Source organism: Agrobacterium sp. 22-221-1 (genome assembly GCF_053522445.1).
Map to the genome: position 1 here is coordinate 37,684 of NZ_JBNWCL010000019.1, position 22,389 is coordinate 60,072.

Annotated in this window: 21 protein-coding genes and 1 tRNA gene; 9 read left to right on the forward strand and 13 right to left on the reverse strand. The window is 59.7% G+C overall.

What is annotated here, in order from left to right; translation table 11 throughout:
• Positions 1-7: 7 nt before the first annotated feature.
• From cheT to ACQZ5N_RS22025, 5 genes are all read left to right on the forward strand, one after another.
• Entirely contained in the window at positions 8-391 is a 384-nt protein-coding gene (cheT, locus tag ACQZ5N_RS22005) for a chemotaxis protein CheT (RefSeq protein ID WP_035262798.1), read from the forward strand.
• A gap of 129 nt (positions 392-520) precedes the next feature.
• Positions 521-2,203: a flagellar basal-body MS-ring/collar protein FliF gene (gene fliF, locus ACQZ5N_RS22010; RefSeq protein ID WP_035262795.1), complete on the forward strand. Its 1,683-nt coding sequence runs from the start codon at positions 521-523 to the stop codon at positions 2,201-2,203.
• A gap of 370 nt (positions 2,204-2,573) precedes the next feature.
• Positions 2,574-3,305, forward strand: a complete 732-nt coding sequence (visN, locus tag ACQZ5N_RS22015) for a transcriptional regulator VisN (RefSeq protein WP_035262791.1) — start codon at positions 2,574-2,576, stop codon at positions 3,303-3,305.
• A gap of 53 nt (positions 3,306-3,358) precedes the next feature.
• Entirely contained in the window at positions 3,359-4,060 is a 702-nt protein-coding gene (gene visR / locus ACQZ5N_RS22020; protein ID WP_003522758.1) for a transcriptional regulator VisR, read from the forward strand.
• A gap of 143 nt (positions 4,061-4,203) precedes the next feature.
• The gene (locus tag ACQZ5N_RS22025) at positions 4,204-6,051 is read left to right on the forward strand and encodes a methyl-accepting chemotaxis protein (RefSeq protein WP_080817891.1); all 1,848 of its coding nucleotides are present in this window, start codon (positions 4,204-4,206) and stop codon (positions 6,049-6,051) included.
• 56 nt (positions 6,052-6,107) lie between these two features.
• On the opposite strand, the gene ACQZ5N_RS22030 is transcribed toward ACQZ5N_RS22025, so the two are convergent.
• Positions 6,108-9,617 (reverse strand): PAS domain-containing hybrid sensor histidine kinase/response regulator, encoded by a 3,510-nt coding sequence (locus tag ACQZ5N_RS22030; protein WP_448734122.1) that lies wholly within the window; start codon positions 9,615-9,617, stop codon positions 6,108-6,110.
• Positions 9,618-9,836: 219 nt separating this feature from the next.
• Here ACQZ5N_RS22030 and mscL point away from each other — a divergent pair, with 219 nt between their 5' ends.
• From mscL to galE, 3 genes are all read left to right on the forward strand, one after another.
• Positions 9,837-10,265: a large conductance mechanosensitive channel protein MscL gene (mscL, locus tag ACQZ5N_RS22035; protein ID WP_003522754.1), complete on the forward strand. Its 429-nt coding sequence runs from the start codon at positions 9,837-9,839 to the stop codon at positions 10,263-10,265.
• A 154-nt stretch (positions 10,266-10,419) separates the two neighbouring features.
• Positions 10,420-11,586, forward strand: a complete 1,167-nt coding sequence (locus ACQZ5N_RS22040) for a pyridoxal phosphate-dependent aminotransferase (RefSeq protein WP_448734123.1) — start codon at positions 10,420-10,422, stop codon at positions 11,584-11,586.
• 327 nt (positions 11,587-11,913) lie between these two features.
• Positions 11,914-12,945 (forward strand): UDP-glucose 4-epimerase GalE, encoded by a 1,032-nt coding sequence (gene galE, locus ACQZ5N_RS22045; protein WP_137452377.1) that lies wholly within the window; start codon positions 11,914-11,916, stop codon positions 12,943-12,945.
• Positions 12,946-12,957: 12 nt separating this feature from the next.
• On the opposite strand, the gene ACQZ5N_RS22050 is transcribed toward galE, so the two are convergent.
• The 10 genes from ACQZ5N_RS22050 to ACQZ5N_RS22095 form a co-directional block, all read right to left on the reverse strand.
• A complete protein-coding gene (locus ACQZ5N_RS22050) occupies positions 12,958-13,791 on the reverse strand; it encodes a DUF6030 family protein (RefSeq protein WP_448734124.1) in 834 nt (277 codons plus the stop codon).
• A gap of 150 nt (positions 13,792-13,941) precedes the next feature.
• Entirely contained in the window at positions 13,942-14,169 is a 228-nt protein-coding gene (yacG, locus tag ACQZ5N_RS22055; RefSeq protein WP_065654468.1) for a DNA gyrase inhibitor YacG, read from the reverse strand.
• Positions 14,170-14,172: 3 nt separating this feature from the next.
• Positions 14,173-14,796 carry a Maf-like protein gene (locus tag ACQZ5N_RS22060; protein ID WP_020010410.1) on the reverse strand — a complete coding sequence of 208 codons (624 nt, stop codon included), beginning with the start codon at positions 14,794-14,796 and terminating at the stop codon, positions 14,173-14,175.
• Positions 14,797-14,829: 33 nt separating this feature from the next.
• Positions 14,830-15,048, reverse strand: a complete 219-nt coding sequence (infA, locus tag ACQZ5N_RS22065) for a translation initiation factor IF-1 (RefSeq protein ID WP_003503453.1) — start codon at positions 15,046-15,048, stop codon at positions 14,830-14,832.
• A gap of 143 nt (positions 15,049-15,191) precedes the next feature.
• Positions 15,192-15,680, reverse strand: a complete 489-nt coding sequence (locus ACQZ5N_RS22070) for an arsenate-mycothiol transferase ArsC (RefSeq protein ID WP_004432476.1) — start codon at positions 15,678-15,680, stop codon at positions 15,192-15,194.
• Between the two features lie 2 nt (positions 15,681-15,682).
• Positions 15,683-16,156, reverse strand: a complete 474-nt coding sequence (locus tag ACQZ5N_RS22075; RefSeq protein WP_004432477.1) for a UPF0262 family protein — start codon at positions 16,154-16,156, stop codon at positions 15,683-15,685.
• Between the two features lie 3 nt (positions 16,157-16,159).
• The gene (hisD, locus tag ACQZ5N_RS22080) at positions 16,160-17,458 is read right to left on the reverse strand and encodes a histidinol dehydrogenase (protein WP_448734125.1); all 1,299 of its coding nucleotides are present in this window, start codon (positions 17,456-17,458) and stop codon (positions 16,160-16,162) included.
• Positions 17,459-17,591: 133 nt separating this feature from the next.
• Positions 17,592-18,032: a DUF2948 family protein gene (locus tag ACQZ5N_RS22085; protein ID WP_004432481.1), complete on the reverse strand. Its 441-nt coding sequence runs from the start codon at positions 18,030-18,032 to the stop codon at positions 17,592-17,594.
• A 114-nt stretch (positions 18,033-18,146) separates the two neighbouring features.
• On the reverse strand, positions 18,147-19,439 hold the full coding sequence (gene murA / locus ACQZ5N_RS22090) for a UDP-N-acetylglucosamine 1-carboxyvinyltransferase (protein ID WP_448734126.1): 1,293 nt from the start codon (positions 19,437-19,439) through the stop codon (positions 18,147-18,149).
• 103 nt (positions 19,440-19,542) lie between these two features.
• Positions 19,543-19,809, reverse strand: a complete 267-nt coding sequence (locus ACQZ5N_RS22095; RefSeq protein ID WP_004432485.1) for a hypothetical protein — start codon at positions 19,807-19,809, stop codon at positions 19,543-19,545.
• 155 nt (positions 19,810-19,964) lie between these two features.
• Between ACQZ5N_RS22095 and ACQZ5N_RS22100 the strand changes: the two genes are divergently transcribed.
• Positions 19,965-20,039 (forward strand) — tRNA-Thr (locus tag ACQZ5N_RS22100).
• A 187-nt stretch (positions 20,040-20,226) separates the two neighbouring features.
• On the opposite strand, the gene ACQZ5N_RS22105 is transcribed toward ACQZ5N_RS22100, so the two are convergent.
• Both ACQZ5N_RS22105 and ACQZ5N_RS22110 read right to left on the reverse strand, forming a co-directional pair.
• A complete protein-coding gene (locus tag ACQZ5N_RS22105) occupies positions 20,227-21,168 on the reverse strand; it encodes a flagellin N-terminal helical domain-containing protein (RefSeq protein WP_059760551.1) in 942 nt (313 codons plus the stop codon).
• A 240-nt stretch (positions 21,169-21,408) separates the two neighbouring features.
• The gene (locus ACQZ5N_RS22110) at positions 21,409-22,371 is read right to left on the reverse strand and encodes a flagellin N-terminal helical domain-containing protein (RefSeq protein WP_142778667.1); all 963 of its coding nucleotides are present in this window, start codon (positions 22,369-22,371) and stop codon (positions 21,409-21,411) included.
• Positions 22,372-22,389: the final 18 nt, after the last annotated feature.

Consider the following 22,389-nt stretch of genomic DNA (forward strand, 5'->3'; position numbering starts at 1 on the left):
GTTTCCAATGCAGCTTGCAGAGCACACCGCCGCCACTCCGTTCGAAGAAGCCCTGCCGGACGTTCTAATGCGCGTGGTATCGGAACTGCACGACGTCGCCTATCTCATCGAGCGCATCGAGCCGCAATTGCTTGAAGTGACCAGCGGTCAATTGTCCAGCGAAGGCGTCAAGCTGCTGCAGGGCATCGACCTTGCCGTCCAGAAAACCCGCGGCCTTGCGGAATTCATCGATACCATCACCGGTTCCATCCCGGGAGACTGGATCGTGGATGTCTCCACCGCCCTCAGCCTCGTCAAGCTGGCCGAAATGCAGAAGGCGCTCGGCGCGGCCTTCCGCCATGGCCATTCCCAGCCGCTCGACAAGGCCTCGGGCGACTTCGACCTCTTCTAGAACTATTTCGGCCAGCGTTGCCGTCCTTCGCGGAATGCGGAGAAAGGCAACGCTCGCGCAAGCTTCGCACCCTATTGTCACGACGGGGCCAAAAGGTCTCGGACTCTATGAATGACGGTGCGGAACAGAATGAATCTGTTAAATCAAATCCCTCAGGTCTTGAAGAATGTCGCGGCGCTGGGGCAGACACGGCTGCTGATGCTGGGCGGCGTGGGCGTTGTGTCCATGGCCATCATCCTTGCTGCAGCTCTTTACGTGAACCGTCCCGCTTACGAGACCCTCTATGTGGGGCTTGAAAAAAGCGACCTTAACAAGATCAGCATTGCGCTCGCCGAATCGGGTCTGGACTTTCAGGTGGGGACCGATGGTTCCAGCCTTCAGGTTCCCGTCGGCCTCACCAGCAAGGCAAGATTGCTTCTGGCTGAGCGCGGCCTGCCCGACAGCGCCAATGCCGGTTATGAGCTTTTCGACAATGTCGGCTCTCTCGGCCTGACCTCCTTCATGCAGGAAGTGACGCGCGTTCGCGCCCTTGAAGGCGAGATCGGCCGCTCCATCCAGCAGATCGACGGCATTGCGGCCGCACGCGTCCATATCGTCATGCCTGACGTCGGCAATTTCCGCCGTGGCGAACAGAAGCCCACCGCATCGGTCATGATTCGCGCCAGTGCTTCGGCCGGCCGCAAGGCGTCCGCCTCCATCCGTCACCTCGTCGCCTCGGCCGTTCCCGGCCTTGAAGTCGACGATGTGACCCTGCTTGATTCGACCGGCCAGCTTCTCGCTTCCGGCGACGATGTCACCAATGCCGCCATGAACCGCTCGCTGACGCTGGCGCAGAACGTGCAGCAGGAAATCGAAACCAATATCGACAAGGCGCTGGCGCCTTTCCTCGGTATGGACAATTTCCGCTCCAGCGTCACGGCGCAGCTCAATACCGACAGCCGCCAGATCCAGGAAACCGTCTACGATCCGGAATCGCGCGTCGAGCGCTCCGTGCGCACGGTAAAGGAAGACCAGAAATCCCAGGAAACGCAGCCGGATACGGCCGCGACCGTGGAGCAGAACGTACCGCAGGCAGCACCCCAGGGCGGCGGCGGCGGTCCGCAGTCCTCCGACCAGTCGGCCAAGAAGGAAGAGCAGACCAACTACGAAATCAATTCCAAGACGGTAGCCACGGTCAAGAACGGCTACACCGTCGAGAAGATTTCGGTCGCGGTCGTCGTCAACAAGGGCCGGATCGCCAAAATGGTCGGCGAGCCCGCCGATCAGGCGAAGATCGACGCCTATCTTGCCGAAATGCAGAAGATCGTCACTTCGGCGGCGGGCATTTCCTCCGACCGTGGCGACATCGTCTCGCTGACGGCGATGGACTTCCTCGAAACGCAATTGCTGGATGAGGCCGCAACCGGACCGGGCATCATGGAAGTGCTGAGCCGCAATTCCGCCGGCATCATCAACTCGCTCGCCTTTGTCGCGGTCGCCTTCCTTGTCGTCTGGCTCGGTGTACGCCCTCTGGTCCGCACGGTGACCGGCAACGGTGCCGCCGCAGGTCAGCTCAGCCAGGAGGCCGCCGGTCTCGAACTGCCGGATTTCTCTCCCGGCATGGATGCGGGCGCAGGCGGTCTCATGGAAGGTTTCGGGGCGGATTTCGGTTTCGACAGCACCGACGACCTTCTGGCGGGCGGCGATGGCGAGGGCACATTCAACCGCAGGGTTCGCGAAGGACCGGAACGCAGGCTCTCCCGCATGGTGGAAATCAGCGAGGAAAGAGCCGCCAAGATCCTGCGCAAATGGGCGGTGGAAAAAGCAGCATAATATCGAAAAGGCCGGTTTTACCCGGCCCTTTTTCCGTTTTTGGGCTTTTCGCTATGCTTGGCGGGCGAGCCGTGGCAATCTCGTTTCAGGACAGTGTTTACAAAAAATTCAGCAACGATACAGTTTGCTGGGAATTGGCTGAGAATGCCGTTTATGGATTGAACAGCTTTTCAGTATGTTTTTTTAGTAATAGACGAGCAGGGAAATACGTGGAAAGGCTGGTGTCAGGTAATGGCAAATCCCAGTCCGTTCCATAAAATGAAGTGATTCGGTCTCCGGGGGCTTGCCGTCCCATTTTGGTAAGCTTCTCGAATGGAATGATTCCATCCCGAGGTATAATCTCCCACTGGGAGCAAGAGGGCGTAGGCGATTGAAAGTCGATGTTGATATCCGCAGGCTGTCTGCCAAGCCTATGGAGGGCATGGGTAAGCCCTTGCCGCGCGATCAGCTTGCTAAAAACGTCGCAGCCACGGCTGCTGCCGGTAACGTTGCAGGCGCACTGGATCTGCTCGTAACCTACGCTGGCGCCTCGCATTATCTGCTGGCGCGGGATGATCTTCTCGAAGAAACCGGACTGAAATTCATCGTCACCTCCGACTGGCCTTTCGATCTGGTCCGCAGGCTTGGTATCGAACTGGCCAACAGCCAGAACAGATCGAGCGAAATGGAGAAATGCCTTTCGCTTCTGCAGCCGCGGCTGCTCTTCCTTCCCGACGATGTTTCAGTTCCCTACGGCATAGACCGGCAATATTCGGCGCTGTCTTTCTGTGTGGGCCGCATCCGGCTTTCGCTGCTGCTGCTGTTTCCCGAAGAAGCCGTGCCTTCGCCGGAACGGCTGCGCGAAATCGCCCTGCTGACGGGCTATTGCGTCAGCTTCGGCATTGCCAGCGAAGCAAAGACCGTGCGCGATATCGATCTTACGGAGCGCGAGCTCGAATGCCTGTTCTGGATCGCGGAAGGCAAGACGAGCGATGAAATTGCGATGATCCTTGGCATTTCGCGCAATACGATCAATAATTACATTACAAGCGTGATGCGTAAAACCGCGACGAAAACCCGCTCGGAGGCAATTGCCTACGCCGTGCGCAACAACCTCGTATAATGGTCGGACGGATGGTACAGACGAAAGACAATGAGGGTTCAGGTCAGACGGGCATGTTTTACCGCAGCCCTGTCGTGACGAGCCGGTCGGATCTTTTTCCGAAGCTCGTCGCCATGCAGAAGCTGGTCGGCGCGCGCAATTTCGTGGTGACGAAGGCTGCCGCTTCCGGTTTCCCCAACAAGAAGAAGCTGACCTGCGAGCTGGAAAACTGGGGCATGAATGCCGCAGAGCAGAGCGCGCAGTTCATCCGCGCCGTCGGCGACATTCTTCTCGATCATATCGAGACCTCGCTCCTGCCGGTCATCTGGCGCAACAAGAATGCCGGCGGCTTTGCCGATCTTCCCGATGTGCCCGCACTTCTGCGCCGCATCGAGAACGACACATTGCCCTATGCGGGGCTGGCGCTCCCGGTGCGGCTCGGCACCATCGGCAACGGTTATATCGTCTTCTGCGGCACCAACCTCGTTCTCGACAATGAGGTCGTGATCGAACAGCACATCAAGTGCTGCGAGATCATGGTGGACATGCTGGCGCTGGACGAGCGCAAGGCGGCGCCTTCCGAGGCGCTGAGCGAGAGGGAAATCGCCTGCCTGCAACTGGCGGGGGACGGCCGTATCAGCGAAGAAATCGCGGTCAAGCTCGGGCTTTCCGTGCACACCGTCAACGCCTATCTCGGTTCGGCGACGATCAAGCTCGATTCCGTCAACCGCATCCAGGCGATCGCCAAGGCCATCCGGCTCGGTTATATCCACTGATGGCGGACGGGTTTTCCCGTCCCTCATAAGCCGGCAGGCGCCGGCCCGGCTTGTGCCCCCCTAAAAGGCGCTATCGACACTTCGCGTTTTTTTAACAGTTGCCTACTAGAACTTTTATAAGTTTGGCTTTGGGGAACTGTTTCATGCACAACCGGCTCTTTAAGTCCGTTGCCGGCAAGGTCGTCGCGTTGACGATCGGCCTGATCACGCTCAGCGTGGCGGCAGTTGGTTTTTCGACCTACATTCGCTTGAAGGACAACATCATCACCACCGCGCTGCGTGATACGCACAGCGCAATGCGCGGCATGGCCATCCTCTATGAGATGAAGGTCGGCGGCGTTGCCCTCGAAATGGTGGATGGCGAGTTGAAGAGCGTCGGTCGCGCCAGCATCGGAACGATGCGTGACAATGACCTCGTCGATCGCACGGCAGCCGGCAACGGCGGTATCTCTACTGTTTTTGAAGCCAAGGCCGGCGAGTTCATTCGCCTGACCACCAATCTGAAGAACGAAAAGGGTGAGAGAGCAGCAGGCACCAAGCTTGCTACCGATCATCCCGCTTTCCCGAAAGTTTCCAAGGGCGAGGCCTATTTTGGCACCGCCACGCTGTTCGGCACCAGCTACATGACCGGTTATATGCCGGTTACGAACAAGACCGGCGCAACCGTCGGCATCCTGTTCGTGGGCGTTCCCATGGATGTCTACGATGCGCAGATATACAGCCTGCGCGACATGATGCTGATCTGCGGCGCGCTCGCCATGCTTGGCGTCGGATTGCTCGCCTATTTCGTCATCAAGCGTACGCTTCAGCCGCTTGGCAAGCTGACCGATGCGGTTAAGTCCCTTTCGGACGGCAATCTCGACACGCCGATCCCCTATGCCACCAACACCAATGAATTCGGCAACATCGCCCGTGCCCTGGTGATTTTCCGCGAGAATGCGATCGAGAAACTGGCGATCGAGGGCAAAAGCGCTGAGGAACGCTCCGCAGCCGAGTCCGAACGTCACCGCAACGACGCCGAGAAACAGGAGCTCGACGGGCAGATCGAATTTGCGGTCAGCGAGATTGCTTCCGGTCTCGGCAGGCTCTCGCGTGGCGATCTGAGCCGCACCATCGAGACGCCTTTCGCTGGCCGTCTCGACCGTCTGCGCACGGATTTCAACGAATCTCTCCTCAACCTGCGCGATGCGCTGGGGCAGATCCGCGAGCGCACGCTCATCATCCAGCATAGCGGTTTTGAAATCGAGCAGTCGTCGGTCGATCTGTCGAAGCGCACCGAAAATCAGGCTGCCTCGCTGGAAGAGACTGCTGCCGCCGTGGACGAAATCACGGTTACCGTCAGATCGTCGGCCGAGCGGGCGCGGGAGGCCAATGAGGCCGTGCGCATCACCAAGCAGAGCGCCGACAGCTCCGGTTCGGTCGTCAGCAACGCCGTCGACGCCATGGGCCGCATCGAAGACGCCTCGCGCAAGATCGAGCAGATCATCGAGGTCATCGACGACATCGCCTTCCAGACCAATCTCCTTGCGCTCAATGCCGGCATCGAGGCCGCGCGTGCGGGTGAGGCGGGCAAGGGTTTTGCGGTGGTGGCGCAGGAAGTGCGCGAGCTTGCCCAGCGCTCCGCCGACGCGGCCCGCGAGATCAAGCAGCTCATCAACCAGTCGACGCATGAGGTCAGCTCCGGTTCGAAGCTGGTGCAGGAGGCGGGCACGGTTCTTTCCGCCATCAGCCAGCAGATCGTTACCGTCAGCCAGCATGTCGAAACCATCGCGACGGCGACGCAGGACCAGTCCTCCGCGCTTCATAATGTCAACAGCTCCGTCAACCAGATGGACCAGATGACGCAGCAGAATGCGGCGCTTGCCGAACAGTCGAGCGCGGCCAGCCGGGTGCTTTCCGGCGAGGTCGAAGCGCTGCTCGATCTGGTGCAGCGGTTCCAGATGGAACAGGGTTCGGCGACCGGCAGGGATCGCTACAATCAGGCGGCCTGATAGGTCTGTTTTTTGAAGGTCAAAACCGCTCCCGGATCCGCAAGGTCCGGGAGTTTTTATTCGGCCGCTGCCCGCACAGTACTGGATATCTGGTTGATATAGGCCCGCAGCGCTGCCGGTTTGACCGGTTTGTGTTGAACCGAAATCCCGTATTTTTCGGCATCGCTGCGCACTTCCGGGCTGCGGTCCGCCGTCACCAGCAGGGCAGGGATCGTCTTGCCGTAAAATGTCCTGATGAGACGGATGGCGCTGATGCCGTCGCCATCGTCCAGATGGTAATCGGCGACGATGACGTCGGGAGCTTCGGTCAAAGTGAGGAAGGGCTCCTCAAGCGTCGCCACGGAACCTGCGGGTAAAACCTCACAGCCCCATCCCGTCAAGAGCAGCGTCATGCCCTCGAGGATTTTCGGCTCGTTGTCGATGCACAGGACCCGGACGCCCTGAAGGCGATCGCTGGCTGTGGGACTGATTGTCCCGCCATCGGCTTTGGCCGGTTCGAGGCGATCCGCCTCGCGCGGCAGGTGGATGCGGAAGGTTGTGCCTTTTCCGGGGGTGGAAATCAGCCGGACCGGATGGTGCAGCATGCGCGACAGCCGGTCGACGATGGAAAGACCGAGCCCGAGGCCGGACGCCGTTCTCGCACCCTCGTCCAGCCGGGCGAATTCCTTGAAGACAGTGCGAAACTTGGATGAGGGAATGCCGATACCGGAATCCGTCACCTGAATGACCACTTCGCCGCCCCGACGGCGCGCACCGACGACCACCTTGCCCTTCAGCGTGTATTTGATGGCGTTGGAAACGAGATTCTGTATCAGACGCCGCAGGAGGTTGGGGTCGGAGCGGACTGTGAGCGAGGTCGGGATGACCACGAGGTCGAGGTTCTTTTCCTGCGCCATCGGCGCGAAATCGGTTTCGATGCGTTTCAGCAGTTCATTCAGCGGCACGGAAGTCATGCGCGCCTTCATCGAGCCGGTGTCGAGACGGGAAATATCGAGAACCGCGCCGAGAATGGTTTCGACCGATTCCAGCGCCGAATCGATATTGTGGACGAGATCGCTTTCTCCCGATGCGCCAAGCCGTTCGACCAGCGAGGAGGAATAGAGGCGGGCGGCATTCAGCGGCTGGAGAATATCGTGGCCTGCGGCGGCGAAAAACCGTGTCTTGCCGATATTCGCCTCGTCGGCGGATGCCCTCGCTTCCGCCAGTTCGCGGTTGACGCGGGTAAGCTCCACTGTTCGCTCCGCCACGCGCTGCTCCAGCGTCTCGTTTGCCTGTTTCAGCGCTTGATCGCTCGCAACACGCTGGGTGATATCGGTGAAGGTGGCGACGATGCCCTTGTCCGGCATGGTATTGGAGCGCACTTCGATGATGCGCTCGCCGCCCGCCAGCACCAGCGAGAAGGGCAGGTCCATGGTCAGGAAGCTGGTAATCAGCTCATTCGTGTCGCCATCAGGCATATCGCCGCGTTCCTGCAGCATCGAAACGATATCCGTCAGCGGTACGCCGACCTGGCCGAATTGCTCGGGCAAATCCAGCAGCGTGCGGAAGCGCCGGTTCCAGATGGTGAGCTGCTGCGAACTGTCGAAAACCGCAATGCCCTGATCCATCTGGGCGAGCGCCGTTTGCAGCATGTCCTGATTATATTGCAGGGCCTCGCTTGCCTGATCGAGCAGCCATGCCGTGTCCGCGCTGGTGTCTTCCGCCTTCTGAAGAATGATCGAAAGCACCAGACGGGCGGAGGAGGAGCCGATGGCGCTGCCCAGCAACTGTTCGGAGAAATGGATCAGCGCCATGTCCGCCGGCTGGTCGTCATTGAGCTTCCTGCCCGCCGTCTTTTCATAGGTCGCGAGTGACCGCAGCATGCGCTCCTCGCCGAGATAACGGGCGACCGCGCTTTTGAGGTCGCCGACGCTGACGCGGGTTTTCCAGCCGCGCGTGGCGAATTGCGATTTCGAGTGACGCTTGACGAAGATGCCGGACTGGATGCGCTCCACCGGCCTCGGATTGCGCGAAAGCGAGCCGAGCACGAAGGCAAGGCTGTTGACGAGCAGGCTGAGAATGACCGCATTCACGAATGGGTCGGCTTCAGGCCCGTTGAACACCGTGCTGCCGGAAAACAGGAAGCCAAGAATATTCGCCGCGACCTCGGAATTATCCGGCCCGCCAAAGCTTGGCAGGAACAGCAGATAGGCCCAGACGAAAAAGCCGGAACTCAGCCCGGCGATCGCGCCGCGCGCATTGGCGCGCCGCCAGAACAGCCCGCCAAACAAGGCAGGGGCCATCTGAGCGATGGCGGCGAATGCCAGAAGGCCGATGGAGGCGAGGCCCGTGGCGCTGTCGGCGGCGCGATAATAGCCATAGCCCAGAAGCAGCACCGCAAAGATTGCCGTTCTGCGGATGTTGAGCAGCGTCTTGGCGAAGTCGTCCCGATGCGGAGAACGGTTCAGCAGCTTCTGCCGCAGAAAGATCGGCATGACGATATCGTTGGAAATCATGATCGACAGCGCCACCGAAGCGACGATCACCATCGCGGTCGCCGCCGAAAATCCGCCGATGAAGGTGATCAGCGACACGACCGGCATTTGGTGATTGAGCGGCAATTGCAGCACGTAGAGGTCGGCATCGCCATTGGCGCCGAGCGTCAGAATGCCGGCCAGCGCAATCGGCAGCACGAAGATGTTGATCGCGATGAGGTAGAGCGGCAGCAGGAACCCCGCCATGCGCAGCTCCTGCGGCGTGCGGTTTTCAACCACGGTGACGTGGAACTGGCGCGGCAGCAGGATGATGGCGAAGCCGGAAAGCAGCGTCATCACGATCCAGCGGCTGACGGGCGTGTGATAGGATATGGCCCGCATGGCCTGTTCGTTCTCGGAGGCGAGCTGCCATAGGTGCACGGGACCGTCGAAGAGCACGAAGAGCACATAAAAGCCGACGGTGCACATGGCGACGAGCTTGACCAGCGATTCCATCGAGATCGCCAGAATGAGCCCGTCCTGATGTTCGGTGGCATCGGTGTGCCGGGTGCCGAACATGACGGCAAACCCCGCCATGACGATGGTGACCACCAGCGGCAGATCGAGGAAATAAAGATTGCCGCTGCCAATGCCGTAATCGCCGGGATCGACCATCGTCGCCACCGAGCTGGAAACGGCTTTCAGCTGCAGCGCGATATAGGGAATGGCGCCGACGAGAGCGATGATGGCGACGATCATCGCCACGGTGGAGTTCTTGCCGTAACGGGCGGCAATGAAATCCGCAACGGACGTCAGCTTTTCCGTTTTCGCCAGTTCGACGATACGGCGGATGATCGGCATGCCGATGGTGAAGGCAAGGATCGGGCCGGTATAGATGCCGAGAAATTCCAGCCCCCTGTCTGCCGCAAGCCCCACGCCGCCGAAATAGGTCCAGGAGGTGCAATAGATCGCCAGGCTGAGCGCATAGACGAACGGACGCCCCTTGTTCGGAGCGTTTCTTTTGCGGCTCTTCCTGTCCCCATAGCTTGCAACCGCAAACAGCAGCAGGACATAAGCGAAGGCCGAACCGAATATGATCCACCCAGGAAGCACGCATCCTCCCCATGCAAGAATTCCCTGATATCAAGCATAGGCGAATTCCGCGCCGTTGAGAATGAGCGCGGTCTGAGCATAAAGTTCAAGGTGAGCGTGCAAAAAAGCTAATAAATGCAATCCCGCGGATTCCAAATGAAGCCCGGACCCTATATGGTTCGACCCGTAGGGACAGTCACATAGCTTCAGCTCGCGAAGCAGGAGAGAGGGACAATCTGAATGCTTAACGAATTTAAAACCTTCATTGCCCGCGGCAATGTCATGGATCTGGCCGTGGGTGTTATTATCGGTGCGGCTTTCAGCAAGATCGTCGACTCCGTCGTCAACGATCTCATCATGCCGATTGTCGGCGCGATCTTCGGCGGGTTCGATTTTTCGAACTACTTCCTGCCGCTGAGCTCCAGCGTCAACGCCACGTCGCTCGCCGCCGCCCGCGATCAGGGCGCCGTCTTCGCCTACGGCAACTTTCTGACGGTTCTCATCAACTTCCTTATCCTGGCCTGGATCATTTTCCTGATGGTCAAGGGCGTCAACAAGCTTCGTGATTCCGTTGAGCGCAAGAAGGTCGAGGAAAAGCCGGAAGCAGCACCGCCGCCGGAAGACGTCAAGCTCCTCACCGAAATCCGCGATCTGCTGAAGACGCGTTGATTGCCGCCATCGTCCCCGGCCTGATGTGCCGGCCCATGAGGCCGGCGATCTCCTGCCGGGGATGACCCATAAAGAAAATCCATGATCGCCTCACGGAATATCATGCACATGGCTGGTTCGATGCGATAAGAAGGCACCAAACGGAGTGTCTTTAATGTCCATTTTGAACAGTCTGAGTGCGCGCTCTCTGGCGGCTCCCGAGAGCGGTATCGTTGAGGTCGTGAATTATGCCCGGGGGCGGGACAATCTCCTGCCGCTGTGGGTCGGCGAAGGCGATCTGCCGAGCCCGGACTTCATCAATCAGGCCGCCATCGATGGGCTGAACAACGGCGAAACCTTCTATACCTGGCAGCGCGGCATTCCCGAATTGCGCCAGGCGCTGAGCCGTTATTATCAACGTCATTTCGCAGCGTCGCTGCCGCCGGAGCATTTTTACGCGACCGGTTCCGGCATGCAGGCCATCGTGCTTGCCGTGCAGGCGTTGACCTCGCCCGGCGACGAAATGATCTATCTGTCTCCGACATGGCCGAATATCGTGGCTGCCATCGGCGTGGCGGGTGCGAAGGCGGTTCCGGTCGGCATCGATTTCCGCGACGGCCGCTGGGATCTCGATATCAACAGGCTGGAAAGCGCGATCACCGGCAAGACGAAGGCGCTTTTCATCAATACGCCCTCCAACCCGACCGGTTGGACGGCGACGCTCGACAATCTCCGCGACGTTCTGGCTCTCGCCCGCAAACACGATCTGTGGATCGTCGCCGACGAGATTTATGCGCTTTATCATTATTCCGGCAGCCGTGCGCCGTCCTTCCTTGATGTCATGGAGCCGGATGACAAGATCGTCTTCGCCAATTCCTTCTCGAAGAACTGGTCCATGACCGGCTGGCGCGTCGGCTGGCTTGTCGCCCCGCCGGCCATCGGCCAGGTGATCGAGAATCTCATTCAATATTCCACCTCAGGCGTGGCGCAATTCATGCAGCGCGGCGCTGTCGCCGCCCTCGATCACGGCGATGGTTTCGTCCGCGAAAATTACGAACGCGCTCTGACCTCCCGCGACATTCTATGCGATGCGCTCATCGCGACGAACCGTGTGGAAACCCTGAAGCCCGACGGCGCCCTTTACGCCTTTCTCAAGATTGACGGCGTAACGGACAGCCGGGCGACGGCGCTCGATATCGTCGACAAGACCGGGGTCGGTCTTGCGCCCGGCACGGCCTTTGGCCCGGGAGGGGAGCTGTTTCTCCGCGCCTGTTTCCTGCGCAACCCCAGGCAGATAGAAGACGCGGCCGAACGGCTGGCATCCTATATCCTCGGCAGGTAAGCGTCGGCTTTCCGTGCAATGGTTTCCCCTGCCGTGCCGGGATCGCGTTGCGGTAGGGAAATCGACAACAAAATCACAGCGAAGACCTAAAACTGCAACCCCACGGCGCAACCATCGACGTGGGGCATTTTCTGTGATATGCGCTCCTTGTTCCATTTATGAGAACATTTTCACTAATAGATAAAAAGCACTTCATTGCGCTAACCAATCGTAAGCCACCTTTTTAATGGGGCGGTGGATTGGTCGCGTATTCGCTGTGCAAGTAATCAATGATGAAGAATTATTGGCTTTGATGAGCTCAAGAAAAGCAAACAGGGAAGTAGTGTCATGGCTGTTCTGGTCACGGGTGGGGCCGGTTATATAGGAAGCCACATGGTGTGGGCTTTGCTCGATGCCGGAGAAGAGGTCGTTGTCGTCGACCGGCTTTCGACGGGGTCGCGCTGGGCTGTTGCGCCAGCGGCGCGTTTTTATCTGGGCGATGCGGCGGACCGCGCCCTGCTGGACCAGATTTTCGAAGAAAACCAGATCGAGACCATTTTCCACTTCGCGGGCTCTGTCAGCGTTCCTGAATCGATCAGCCAGCCGCTCGAATATTACGAAAACAATACGGGCACGACCCGCGCCCTCGTCGCTGCGGCGGTCGCCCATGGCATCCGCAATTTCATTTTCTCCTCGACAGCCGCCGTCTATGGAAACCAGCCCTTTGATGGCCCGGTTCCTGAAACCGCGATCCTCAGCCCGGAAAACCCCTACGGCCTGTCGAAACTCGCTTCCGAAATCATGCTGCGCGATGTCGTGCAGGCGCATGATTTCAACTATGTGGCGCTGCGTTATTTCAACGTCGCCGGAGCCGACCCGCAGGGCCGCGCCGGGCCTTCGCCCACGGGCGTGGCAAACCTCATCAAAGTCGCCTGTGAAGCCGCAACCGGTCGCCGCGACCAAGTGGACGTTTACGGAACGGACTACCCGACCGCCGATGGCACCGGCGTCCGCGACTATATTCACGTCAGCGACCTGATCGACGCACATATGCTGGCCATGGCGCATCTGCGCGCCGGTGGCGGCACCCGCACGCTCAATTGCGGTTATGGCGTCGGTTATTCGGTTCTGGACGTCCTGCAGGCGGTGCAGCGGGAATCGGAACGCGATTTTCCGATCATCCATTGTCCGCGCCGCGCGGGCGATATTGCGACGATGGTGGCGGATTCGTCGCGTATCCAGTCGGAACTGGGCTGGCGTCCCCGCTTCAACGATCTGGCGACCATCGTTCGCACCGCGCTTCAGTGGGAGGCCAAACGTCAGGCCCAGCAAAGCGACAGGATTCCGCCGGTGCGGCGCAAGCTGGCTGCAATAGGCTGAGCGGCCTTCGCCTCACCGGACACGGTCTTTCTTGACGGACGCATAGAGCGCCGGCCGATCCGGTGGAGCGGCTGGGCTAAGCCAGCGATCCCGGTCGAAGAAACTGCGTGTCAGCTTCAACCCCGGCGATTGTTCGTTTGCGAGCAAAATCACGTTCAGGCGATGCGGCGCCGTCGGTTCCGGTTTTATGGAAACCGAAATACCGAAATGTTGTGCCTGATAGGGCTGCATCCGGCGTGCCGGCTCCAGCATGTCCGCCAGATCGGCCCAGCGTGTCTGTCCGATGATCATGGCGAGCGCTTCATCGAGCTTCGCCAGAACGGCCGCTCCGTCCGGTGTCTTGGGCGCAACGGCCTTCATCCGGATGGAGCGAATTTCTCCCGAGGCTTCCCCCCTGACTTCAAGAAAGAGCGATGCCCGCTCGGCCGGGTCTGATGCGTTTCCTGCCGCAAAATCGGCCATACATTCGAAACTGCGGATGTTAACCGGGCTCGCATGCCAGCCCCGCGGGTTGGAGAAACCTGCGGCGATAAAGCGGTCGCACAGCTCCTTGCCGGAAACAACGAAATCGCGGGCGAAAGATGCTCTGTCGCCCACTTGCTCGAACTTCAGCAGATGCGGCGGCAGAGAGACTTTTTGGGCGACGAGTTTCTGTCGTTTGACAGGCTTCATCTTCGGTGGCGTGGCGGACTGCATGGTGGGCGCCAGATTGAGATAGGCCAGCAGGCTTTTGAGGTGCTTCTTGTCATTGGCCAGCAGCACCGTCGCGCCTATGGCAAGGCAAACGGCCAGCACCGCAAACAGCAGCGCGCCATGGCTCACTCTCTTCTGCAAGCCTGCGTCCATCGCAAGACCTTAAGGGGCTGGCGGAAAAAGGCGTCAGCCGGTTCTGATATGGTTTTTCGGGCTGTCGGCAACCCGGTGAATATGTGGTGTGAGCGGTGGCTCTGAAAATCTTATGCAATTCACCGCCGAAGTTTCCGGCGGTGCAGGTTCTCATTCGGCGTTATTCTTGCCGCCGTCCTGTCCGCCGGCGCTGCTTTCATCGTCCGCAACCGGAATGGCGTAGGAACCGTTCAGCCAGCGGGCGAGATCGAGCGAGCGGCAGCGATCCGAACAGAAAGGATAGTCTTCGCGCGTCGAGGGCCGCCCGCATTCAGGGCATGGCTGGGATTTGCGAAGCGGGGTGACGTTTCCAGCGCCTTCGGTGGGGGACTTTGCCATGGCCTATCCTTCGAGCCAGCCCGAAGTCACCTCAAATCCTTCTCCGGAAAGAAGCGACATGGTTTCATAAAGCGGCAGGCCGACGACATTGGTATAGGAGCCGGTCAGTTTCTGCACGAAGGCGCCGGCAATGCCCTGGATGCCATAGGCTCCCGCTTTGCCGCGCCACTGGCCCGACGCAATGTAAGCCTCGATCTCCCGCGTGGAGAGGCGCTTGAAGCGCACCTTGGTCTCCGCGACCTTCTGCCGGATCTTGCCGCCGGGGGTCACGAGGCAGATGCCGGTATAGACCCAATGGCTGCGTCCCGAGAGAAGATGCAGCGCCGCCGAGGCCTCTTCCGTATATTCGGCCTTGCCGACGATGCGGCGACCGACGGCGACCACCGTATCGGATCCCAGAACATAGGCGTCTTTCCACGCCTGTTCGTTCTTCAGCGCCGCCTGCGCGGCTTCCGCCTTCTGCAATGACAGACGGCGGCAGAGCGTGCGCGGATGCTCGAGCTTGGCCGGCGTCTCGTCGATATCCATCGGCATCAGACGTGCCGGTTCGATACCGATCTGATGCAGCAGCTCCAGACGCCGCGGCGAGCCGGATGCCAGAACGAGCTTTTGTTTTGAATTGGTCATTGCGCTGCCCGGGCGTCCGATGCGGAAGGTGGATTACTTGAAGCGATAGGTGATGCGGCCCTTGGTGAGGTCGTAAGGCGTCATTTCGACCAGCACCTTGTCGCCGGCCAGAACGCGGATACGGTTCTTGCGCATGCGGCCCGCCGTGTGGGCGATGATTTCGTGGTCGTTCTCAAGCTTCACGCGGAATGTTGCGTTCGGCAGCAATTCGGTTACGATGCCCGGGAATTCAAGGACTTCTTCTTTTGTCATGTAAGGGTTTTCTTCCTGTTGATAGTGCCGGACATATCGAGTCCGGGAAAATTGCGCGGAAACTACACAATCCCGGCACATTTGTGAACCTCTAAAGCATCGGCTTGAAAATCGCGATTGATTTTAACAGGCTGAGGCAGTTTTCAGTCTTTTGAAAGCGTATCCGCCACCGGCTGCTGCCGCCTCGGCAGTCGTTCCGAGATCAGCTTTGCCAGATGGTCCCGCACCTCGCGATAGGCGTCGAGAATCTGCTCGCGCGTGCCTGTGATCACCGTCGGGTCCATGGTCGGCCAATAGACCACGTCGAGCGAATTCGAGCGCGTCAGTTCCAGTGCGGCGTGATGGGCTTCCGGCGTCAATGTAATGATCAGATCGAAAAAATCATCCTCGATCTCGTCCAGAGTGCGCGGTTTGTGCTTGCCGAGCGAAAAACCCTGTTCTTCCAGCACCGCATCTACGAATGGATCGCGCTCGCCCGCCCGCACGCCGGCGGACTGTATATAGATGCCGGGCGCCACCAGCCGTTTGGCGATGACCTCCGCCATGGGGGAACGGATGGAGTTCATGCCGCACATGAAGAGGACCGATTTCGGCGCTCGTCCCTCGTTTGGCGCTGCGGCAGGATCGATCATCTCTAACCCCGCCAATAAAGCACGCAGACAAGGGTGAAGAGGCGGCGCGCCGTGTCGAAATCTATCCTGATCTTGCCGGAAAGCCGGTCCATCAGGGTCTGCGAGCCATCATTGTGGATGCCGCGCCGGCCCATGTCGATCGCCTCGATCTGGCTCGGCGTAGAGGAGCGGATCGCTTCGTAATAGCTTTCGCAGATCAGGAAATAATCCTTGATGATGCGGCGGAACGGCGTCAGCGACAGAATATGGGTCGCGACATCCTTCTCGTCTTCGGTGCGGATCGAAAAAACCAGCTTGGCATCGACCAGCGATATATGCAGCCGATAGGGGCCGCCATCATGGCCGAAGGGTTCGAAGCTGTTTTCTTCGATCAGGTCGAAAATGGCGACGGCGCGTTCATGCTCCACGTCGGGCGTGGACCGGCCGATGCTGTCGTCCAGTACCACGTCGCAAAGCCGGAAATCGCCTGAAGCCATCGCTTAACTTTCCGGATTGAGGCGAATGGAGACGGAACGCGCATGCGCGTCCAGTCCCTCGGACCGGGCAAGGGTGATGGCCGCGGGCGCAAGCTGTCGCAACTGCTCCGGTCCAAGCCGCAGGATCGAGGTGCGCTTGACGAAATCCAGCACCGAGAGGCCTGAGGAGAAGCGCGCCGACCGCGCTGTCGGCAGCACGTGATTGGAGCCGCCGACATAATCGCCGATCACTTCCGGCGTATGGCGTCCGACGAAAATCGCACCTGCATTGCGGATATGCGCCATCAGGGCATCCGGGTCGTCGACGGCAAGTTCCAGATGCTCGGCGGCGATGCGGTTGGCGAGCGGAATGGCGTCCGTGAGTTTTTCGACCAGAATAACCGCGCCGAAATCGGCCCAGCTTGCCGCCGCCGTCTCGGAGCGTGACAGGCGCTTCAACTGCCGCTCGACAGCGACTTCAACGGCCTTGCCGAGTTCGGCATTGTCGGTGATGAGGATGGATTGCGCACCACGATCATGCTCCGCCTGCGCCAGAAGATCGGCGGCAAGCCAGTCGGGATCATTGTCCCTGTCGGCAATAACCAGCACTTCGGAGGGACCGGCGATCATGTCGATGCCGACGGTGCCGAAGACCTGGCGTTTTGCGGCCGCCACATAGGCATTGCCGGGACCGACGATCTTGGCGACCGGCGCGATGGTTTCCGTGCCATAGGCAAGTGCGGCGACGGCCTGCGCGCCGCCGATGCGATAGATTTCCTCGACGCCCGCAATACGCGCCGCAGCCAGCACCGCCGGATTGACCGCGCCGCCATTGGCCGGCACGACCATGACGATGCGCTCCACACCGGCGACCCTGGCAGGCACGGCGTTCATCAGCACCGAGCTTGGATAGCTCGCCGTGCCGCCGGGCACATAGAGGCCCACGGCCTCGATGGCGGTCCAGCGCGAGCCGAGACCCACGCCGATATCGTCCTCGTAAATATCATCCTTCGGCATCTGCCGCGCATGGTGTTTTTCGATACGCCGGGCGGCGAGTTCTAGCGCCTCGATGACGCTGCTGTCGACGGCGGCGAAGGCCGCATCGATCTCGTCCGCCGTGACACGCATCGAGACCTTGGTGAAATCGATACCGTCGAATTTCTGGGAATAATGGGCAAGGGCCGCATCGCCGCGATGGCGGACATCGTTGATGATGTCGCGAACGGTTGCGTTGACGTCTTCGGAAACTTCTCTCTTGGTTGTCAGGAAGGCCGCGAATTTCTGTTCGAAATCCGCCGACGCCTGCTCCAGCCAGATTGCCACGCCATTACCCTTTCATTGTCCCCGCGGGCGATCCCGCGAGGTGCACGAACTTACCGCAGAAAAATTGCGGCTCTGGTATGTGGCATAAATCGAAACGGTGACGAAAGGCAACCGTTGCAATGGCGCGGTGTGCTTATTCGCTGTCTGGATGATGCGGTTTGGCCGCCGTTTCCCAGGCGCCGCTCACATCGGTCAATTGCGCTTCGATGCATTCGACATCGAGCGCGATGGCGCCGCCGCCCGAAAGCGTCAATTCCACGGCTCCATCAGGCCCTTCGCCGTTCTGCACGAAGCGGATGGCAAGAAGCGACAGCACCTGTTCCCTGTCGGCGCGGTTGATGCCGTGCGAGCGGACGGCCGAGACGCGTTTCAGGAAAACGACGCTGCGGCAGCGCTCCGGCGGCAGGTTCTTTTTGTCAGTGCTTTCCCAGACGAAACGGTTGGCGGAAAGCGTGAACTGGCCGTGCTTCGGCTCGAAGGCAACATCCTTCAGCTTGAAGACACTGTCCTGCATATGCGTCGAGATGACGGAGAGATCTTCAGTATCCAGCGCGAGCAATTTCAGGCCGCTCATCTTTTTCTTCCTTCTTCTGCGGTGCGGACCGCTATTTCCATGACTTACATTGGAAATAGGCAGTCCGGGCCCACTCTGCAACGGGTAGAAAACGGATGAGCGGCGAAGACAGGATCAATCGCTGACGCGTTCGACCAGCGCACCGCAGCGGGTGAGCTTCTCCTCGAGGCGTTCGAAGCCGCGATCGAGGTGGTAGACGCGCGAAACCATGGTCTCGCCTTCCGCCACGAGGCCGGCAATGACCAGCGATACGGAAGCACGCAGGTCGGTCGCCATGACAGGCGCGCCCTTCAGGCGGGAGACGCCCTCGATGCGGGCCATCTGGCCGGAAAGCGAAATCTTCGCACCGAGACGGGCGAGTTCCTGCACATGCATGAAGCGGTTTTCAAAGATGGTTTCGGTGATATGCGAAACACCCTGCGAACGGGTCATCAGCGCCATGAACTGCGCCTGCAGGTCGGTGGGGAAGCCGGGGAAGGGCTCGGTGACGATATCGACCGGCTGGATGCCGTTGCCGTTGCGTACGACGCGAAGGCCGGTTTCCGTCTCGCTGATCGTGGCGCCTGCAAGCCTGAGCGTATCGAGCGCGTTGTCGAGCAGCGCTGCGCGCGTGCCTTCCAGCACCACGTCACCGCCGGTCATTGCCACTGCCATGGCATAGGTGCCGGTTTCGATGCGATCCGGCAGAACGCGGTGACGTGCTCCAGAGAGCGAGGTGACGCCTTCGATGGTGATGGTGGAGGTGCCGGCGCCTTCGATCTTCGCGCCCATGGCGATCAGGCATTGCGCCAGGTCCACCACTTCCGGTTCGCGGGCGGCGTTGTGGATGACGGTGGTGCCGCGGGCAAGGCTTGCGGCCATCAGCATCACATGCGTCGCGCCGACGGAAACTTTCGGGAAGGTGTAAACCGTGCCGATCAGGCCGCCCTTGGGTGCGGTGGCGTTGATGTAGCCGCCGTCGATCTCCATCGTTGCGCCGAGCGCTTCGAGGCCCTCGATGAACAGGTCGACCGGGCGCGTGCCGATGGCGCAGCCGCCGGGCAGGGAAACGCGGGCGCGGCCCTCACGCGCCAGAAGCGGGCCGATGACCCAGAAGCTTGCGCGCATCTTGGACACCAGCTCGTAAGGTGCGGTGGTATCGACAATGGTGCGGCAGGTGAAGTGCACGGTGCGGGAATAGGCTTCGCCCTGGCTTTCGCGGCGACCGTTGACGGAAATATCGACGCCGTGATTGCCGAGAATGCGGATGAGCTGCTCCACGTCCGCCAGATGCGGCACGTTTTCGAGCGTCAGCGTGTCGCTGGTCAGAAGCGATGCGATCATCAACGGCAAGGCGGCGTTTTTGGCGCCGGAGATGGGAATGATGCCGTTTAGCTTGTTGCCACCCGTAATTCTGATGCGATCCATGCGTCCCTACGGGCCTGTGCCCGCCTTTCTTTATCGTGCCTTGCGGAAAGGCGCGTCCTTAGACGAATTTCCGCGGCGTTTCAATTTATGCTTGGTGAATTCTCTATGAGGATGATTCGTCCGTTTTTGCGGCAGGCAGGCCAATCGTCTCGTCCTCTTCGCCGGCACGGCGCGCGCGAACCTGCTGTTTGCGCTTTAAAAGATTTTCACGAAGCTTCTTGGCCGCCCGCGCTTTGCGTTCCGCCTCGCGCTGCCGCGCCTTTTCGCCGGGCCCCGCCTGCGGCTTGCCATCGGCCACCGGGGCGGATGCTTCCGCGGAAGCGCCGGCGGAAACCGCTGCCTTTGCCTGTTTGTCATGATGTTCGTTCATAGATTCAGCAATATCTGAAAAATGTATTTTTCAACAGGGGGCACGCTTTTTTGCCCCGCTTGATGAAGAATATCGTTTTGCGACTTGCGCTCGTCAAAAACCTATGGCAATAGGCCGCCACGCTTGATGCTGAAGCAAACGCTTCGGCACCGGATGCTGCTATAGCTCAGGGGTAGAGCACTCCCTTGGTAAGGGAGAGGCCGAGAGTTCAAATCTCTCTAGCAGCACCATTTCTCTCCAAAATTTCAAATGCTTACGCGGTTGTTGAACCGATCGCCTGCGGCGGTTGATGCATGCGCGCGCCGCGCAGTTAGCGGCAAATGGAAAACCGCGCCCCTTGCGAAGCGCGGTTTCCATATCCGAATATTCTGTTGCTGCCAGAGCGGGACGAAACCGCCCGTAGCCATCGGGCGCCGCTTACTGACGGAATAGCGACAGGATATTTTCGGAACTGGTATTGGCGATGGAAAGCGACTGGATGCCCAGCTGCTGCTGTGTCTGCAATGCCTTGAGGCGGGTCGATTCTTCGTTCATGTCCGCATCCACCAGGCGGCCGATGCCGCTGTCGATGGAGTCGGTGAGCTTGGAGATGAAATCTTCCTGCAGGCCGATGCGCATCTTGATGGAGCCGAGGGCGGAGGAGGCGCTGCTGAGCGACTGAAACGCGGTTTCGACATCGGTGAGAAGATTGCCGATCGTGTAGGTCGGCGGCGTTGCGCTATCGAAAAGCTTGAGATCGATGTCCCATACGGAAATGCCCGAGGCTACTCCGGCCTCTCCGATGATGCCTTTTGTGGTGTCGAGCGTTGCGGGCGTGCCGGTCAGGCCAAAAATCACATTGGGTGTTTCTGTCGCGGTCGTCGTATCGATAAGCGTATAGTCGGTTTTCGTAACGTTGACAGAACCGCTGCCGTCACGGACAAAGCCGGAAACGACGGTCTTTGCGCCGGTGCCCAGCAACCAGTTTTCACCGCTGAAAGATGCGCCCTGCGCAATCGATTCCAGCTGCTTTTTCAGCTGGTCGATTTCTTCCTGGATCTTCGTCTTGTCGACGCCCTCTTCGGTTGCCGCGACGATTTTCGATTTGATTTCTTTCACGACTTCGACGGCGCTTTCCATTGCGGAATAAGCGACATCGATCTTCGCGGCACCCAGTCCCAGTGCATCCTGAACCGCGGAAAGGGCCATGTTGTCCGAACGCATGGTGGTCGCGATCGACCAGTAAGCGGCATTGTCGGAAGCCGTTTTAACGCGCAGCCCGGAAGAAACTCTGGATTGTGTGTCTTCGAGCTGGCCGCTGATTGCACGCAGTGTCTGAAGCGCCGACATGGCGGCGGTGTTTGTCAGAATACTTGTCATAATTGCCCCTCTGAGCTGGCTAAATGGGAAGGGACATTCCGGGATCGCCGGAAACGACAACGCGGCGTGATGCCTGTTAACCTCTTTTTCGTCTTGGTTAACGAGTCGTTTCGATGGCTTGATTTAGCGGTGATTTGGTTAATGAAGTCTTAATCAAGAAATTTCTGAATTTTGCAGTCAATTGCACAAACAAAAACCGCGCCTTTCGGCGCGGTTGATTTTTTCGCTTTCGGTCTTCGATTAACGGAAGAGCGACAGGATGCTTTCGGAGTTGCTGTTGGCGATCGAGAGAGCCTGAACGCCGAGCTGCTGCTGGGTCTGCAGGGCCTTGAGGCGGGTGGACTCTTCGTTCATGTCAGCGTCCACGAGGCGGCCGATGCCCTTGTCGATGGAGTCGGACAGCTTGGAAGCGAAGTCTTCCTGCAGGCCGATACGCATGGAGAGCGAGCCGAGCTTGGCTGCGGCGCTCGTCATTGCCTTGAGCGCGTTTTCAACCAGCGTCAGTGCTTCGGCCATGTTGGTGGCGCGGTCTGCGGCTGCATACTGGGTGATGTCCAGTGTGTAGACGGACTGAGCGGTGACAGTCGTGAACGTTCCGGTCGTACCGAGAATACCGCTCGTGTCGGGGGCGCCCGTGGCGTCAACCGAACCGAAAAGAGTGTTGCCGGTAGCGGTGTTGTCGAGGGCGTATTTCGTGGTCGTGACGTTAACGGCACCGCCGGTGGAGCGAACGAAGCCAGCAACAACCGACTTGTCCGGGTCCGTGCCGGGCGTGGTAGCGCCGAGGGTCGAAGTGCCTACGAGCCAGTTTTCGCCGTAGAAGGATGCGCCCTGTGCGATCGATACGAGCTGGTTCTGCAGCTGATCGATTTCTTCCTGAACCTTGGTGCGGTCGACGCCTTCTTCAGTTGCCGTGACCAGCTTTGCCTTGATTTCCTTAACGACTTCAATTGCCGATTCCATACCGGCAGAAGCGGTGTCTACCTTGGCAGCGCCGAGGCCGAGAGCGTCGGAAACCGAGGAAAGCGCCATGTTGTCGGAGCGCATGGTGGTCGCGATCGACCAGTAGGCAGCATTGTCAGCAGCTTCGCCAACGCGGAGGCCGGAAGAAACGCGTGCCTGGGTGGATTCCATGTTCTGGCCGATGGTGCGCAGAGTCTGGAGCGCAGACATTGCTGCGACATTGGTAATAATGCTCGTCATAGTAGTGTGCCCCTTGAA

What these genes read in the sequence shown, in the direction of transcription:
- cheT (WP_035262798.1), top strand. Translation starts at nt 8, where the DNA reads ATGCAGCTTGCAGAGCACACCGCCGCCACTCCGTTCGAAGAAGCCCTG.
- fliF (WP_035262795.1), top strand. Translation starts at nt 521, where the DNA reads ATGAATCTGTTAAATCAAATCCCTCAGGTCTTGAAGAATGTCGCGGCG.
- visR (WP_003522758.1), top strand. Translation starts at nt 3,359, where the DNA reads ATGTTTTACCGCAGCCCTGTCGTGACGAGCCGGTCGGATCTTTTTCCG.
- ACQZ5N_RS22025 (WP_080817891.1), top strand. Translation starts at nt 4,204, where the DNA reads ATGCACAACCGGCTCTTTAAGTCCGTTGCCGGCAAGGTCGTCGCGTTG.
- mscL (WP_003522754.1), top strand. Translation starts at nt 9,837, where the DNA reads ATGCTTAACGAATTTAAAACCTTCATTGCCCGCGGCAATGTCATGGAT.
- ACQZ5N_RS22040 (WP_448734123.1), top strand. Translation starts at nt 10,420, where the DNA reads ATGTCCATTTTGAACAGTCTGAGTGCGCGCTCTCTGGCGGCTCCCGAG.
- galE (WP_137452377.1), top strand. Translation starts at nt 11,914, where the DNA reads ATGGCTGTTCTGGTCACGGGTGGGGCCGGTTATATAGGAAGCCACATG.
- ACQZ5N_RS22050 (WP_448734124.1), bottom strand. Translation starts at nt 13,791, where the DNA reads ATGGACGCAGGCTTGCAGAAGAGAGTGAGCCATGGCGCGCTGCTGTTT.
- yacG (WP_065654468.1), bottom strand. Translation starts at nt 14,169, where the DNA reads ATGGCAAAGTCCCCCACCGAAGGCGCTGGAAACGTCACCCCGCTTCGC.
- ACQZ5N_RS22060 (WP_020010410.1), bottom strand. Translation starts at nt 14,796, where the DNA reads ATGACCAATTCAAAACAAAAGCTCGTTCTGGCATCCGGCTCGCCGCGG.
- infA (WP_003503453.1), bottom strand. Translation starts at nt 15,048, where the DNA reads ATGACAAAAGAAGAAGTCCTTGAATTCCCGGGCATCGTAACCGAATTG.
- ACQZ5N_RS22070 (WP_004432476.1), bottom strand. Translation starts at nt 15,680, where the DNA reads ATGATCGATCCTGCCGCAGCGCCAAACGAGGGACGAGCGCCGAAATCG.
- ACQZ5N_RS22075 (WP_004432477.1), bottom strand. Translation starts at nt 16,156, where the DNA reads ATGGCTTCAGGCGATTTCCGGCTTTGCGACGTGGTACTGGACGACAGC.
- ACQZ5N_RS22085 (WP_004432481.1), bottom strand. Translation starts at nt 18,032, where the DNA reads ATGAGCGGCCTGAAATTGCTCGCGCTGGATACTGAAGATCTCTCCGTC.
- murA (WP_448734126.1), bottom strand. Translation starts at nt 19,439, where the DNA reads ATGGATCGCATCAGAATTACGGGTGGCAACAAGCTAAACGGCATCATT.
- ACQZ5N_RS22095 (WP_004432485.1), bottom strand. Translation starts at nt 19,809, where the DNA reads ATGAACGAACATCATGACAAACAGGCAAAGGCAGCGGTTTCCGCCGGC.
- ACQZ5N_RS22105 (WP_059760551.1), bottom strand. Translation starts at nt 21,168, where the DNA reads ATGACAAGTATTCTGACAAACACCGCCGCCATGTCGGCGCTTCAGACA.
- ACQZ5N_RS22110 (WP_142778667.1), bottom strand. Translation starts at nt 22,371, where the DNA reads ATGACGAGCATTATTACCAATGTCGCAGCAATGTCTGCGCTCCAGACT.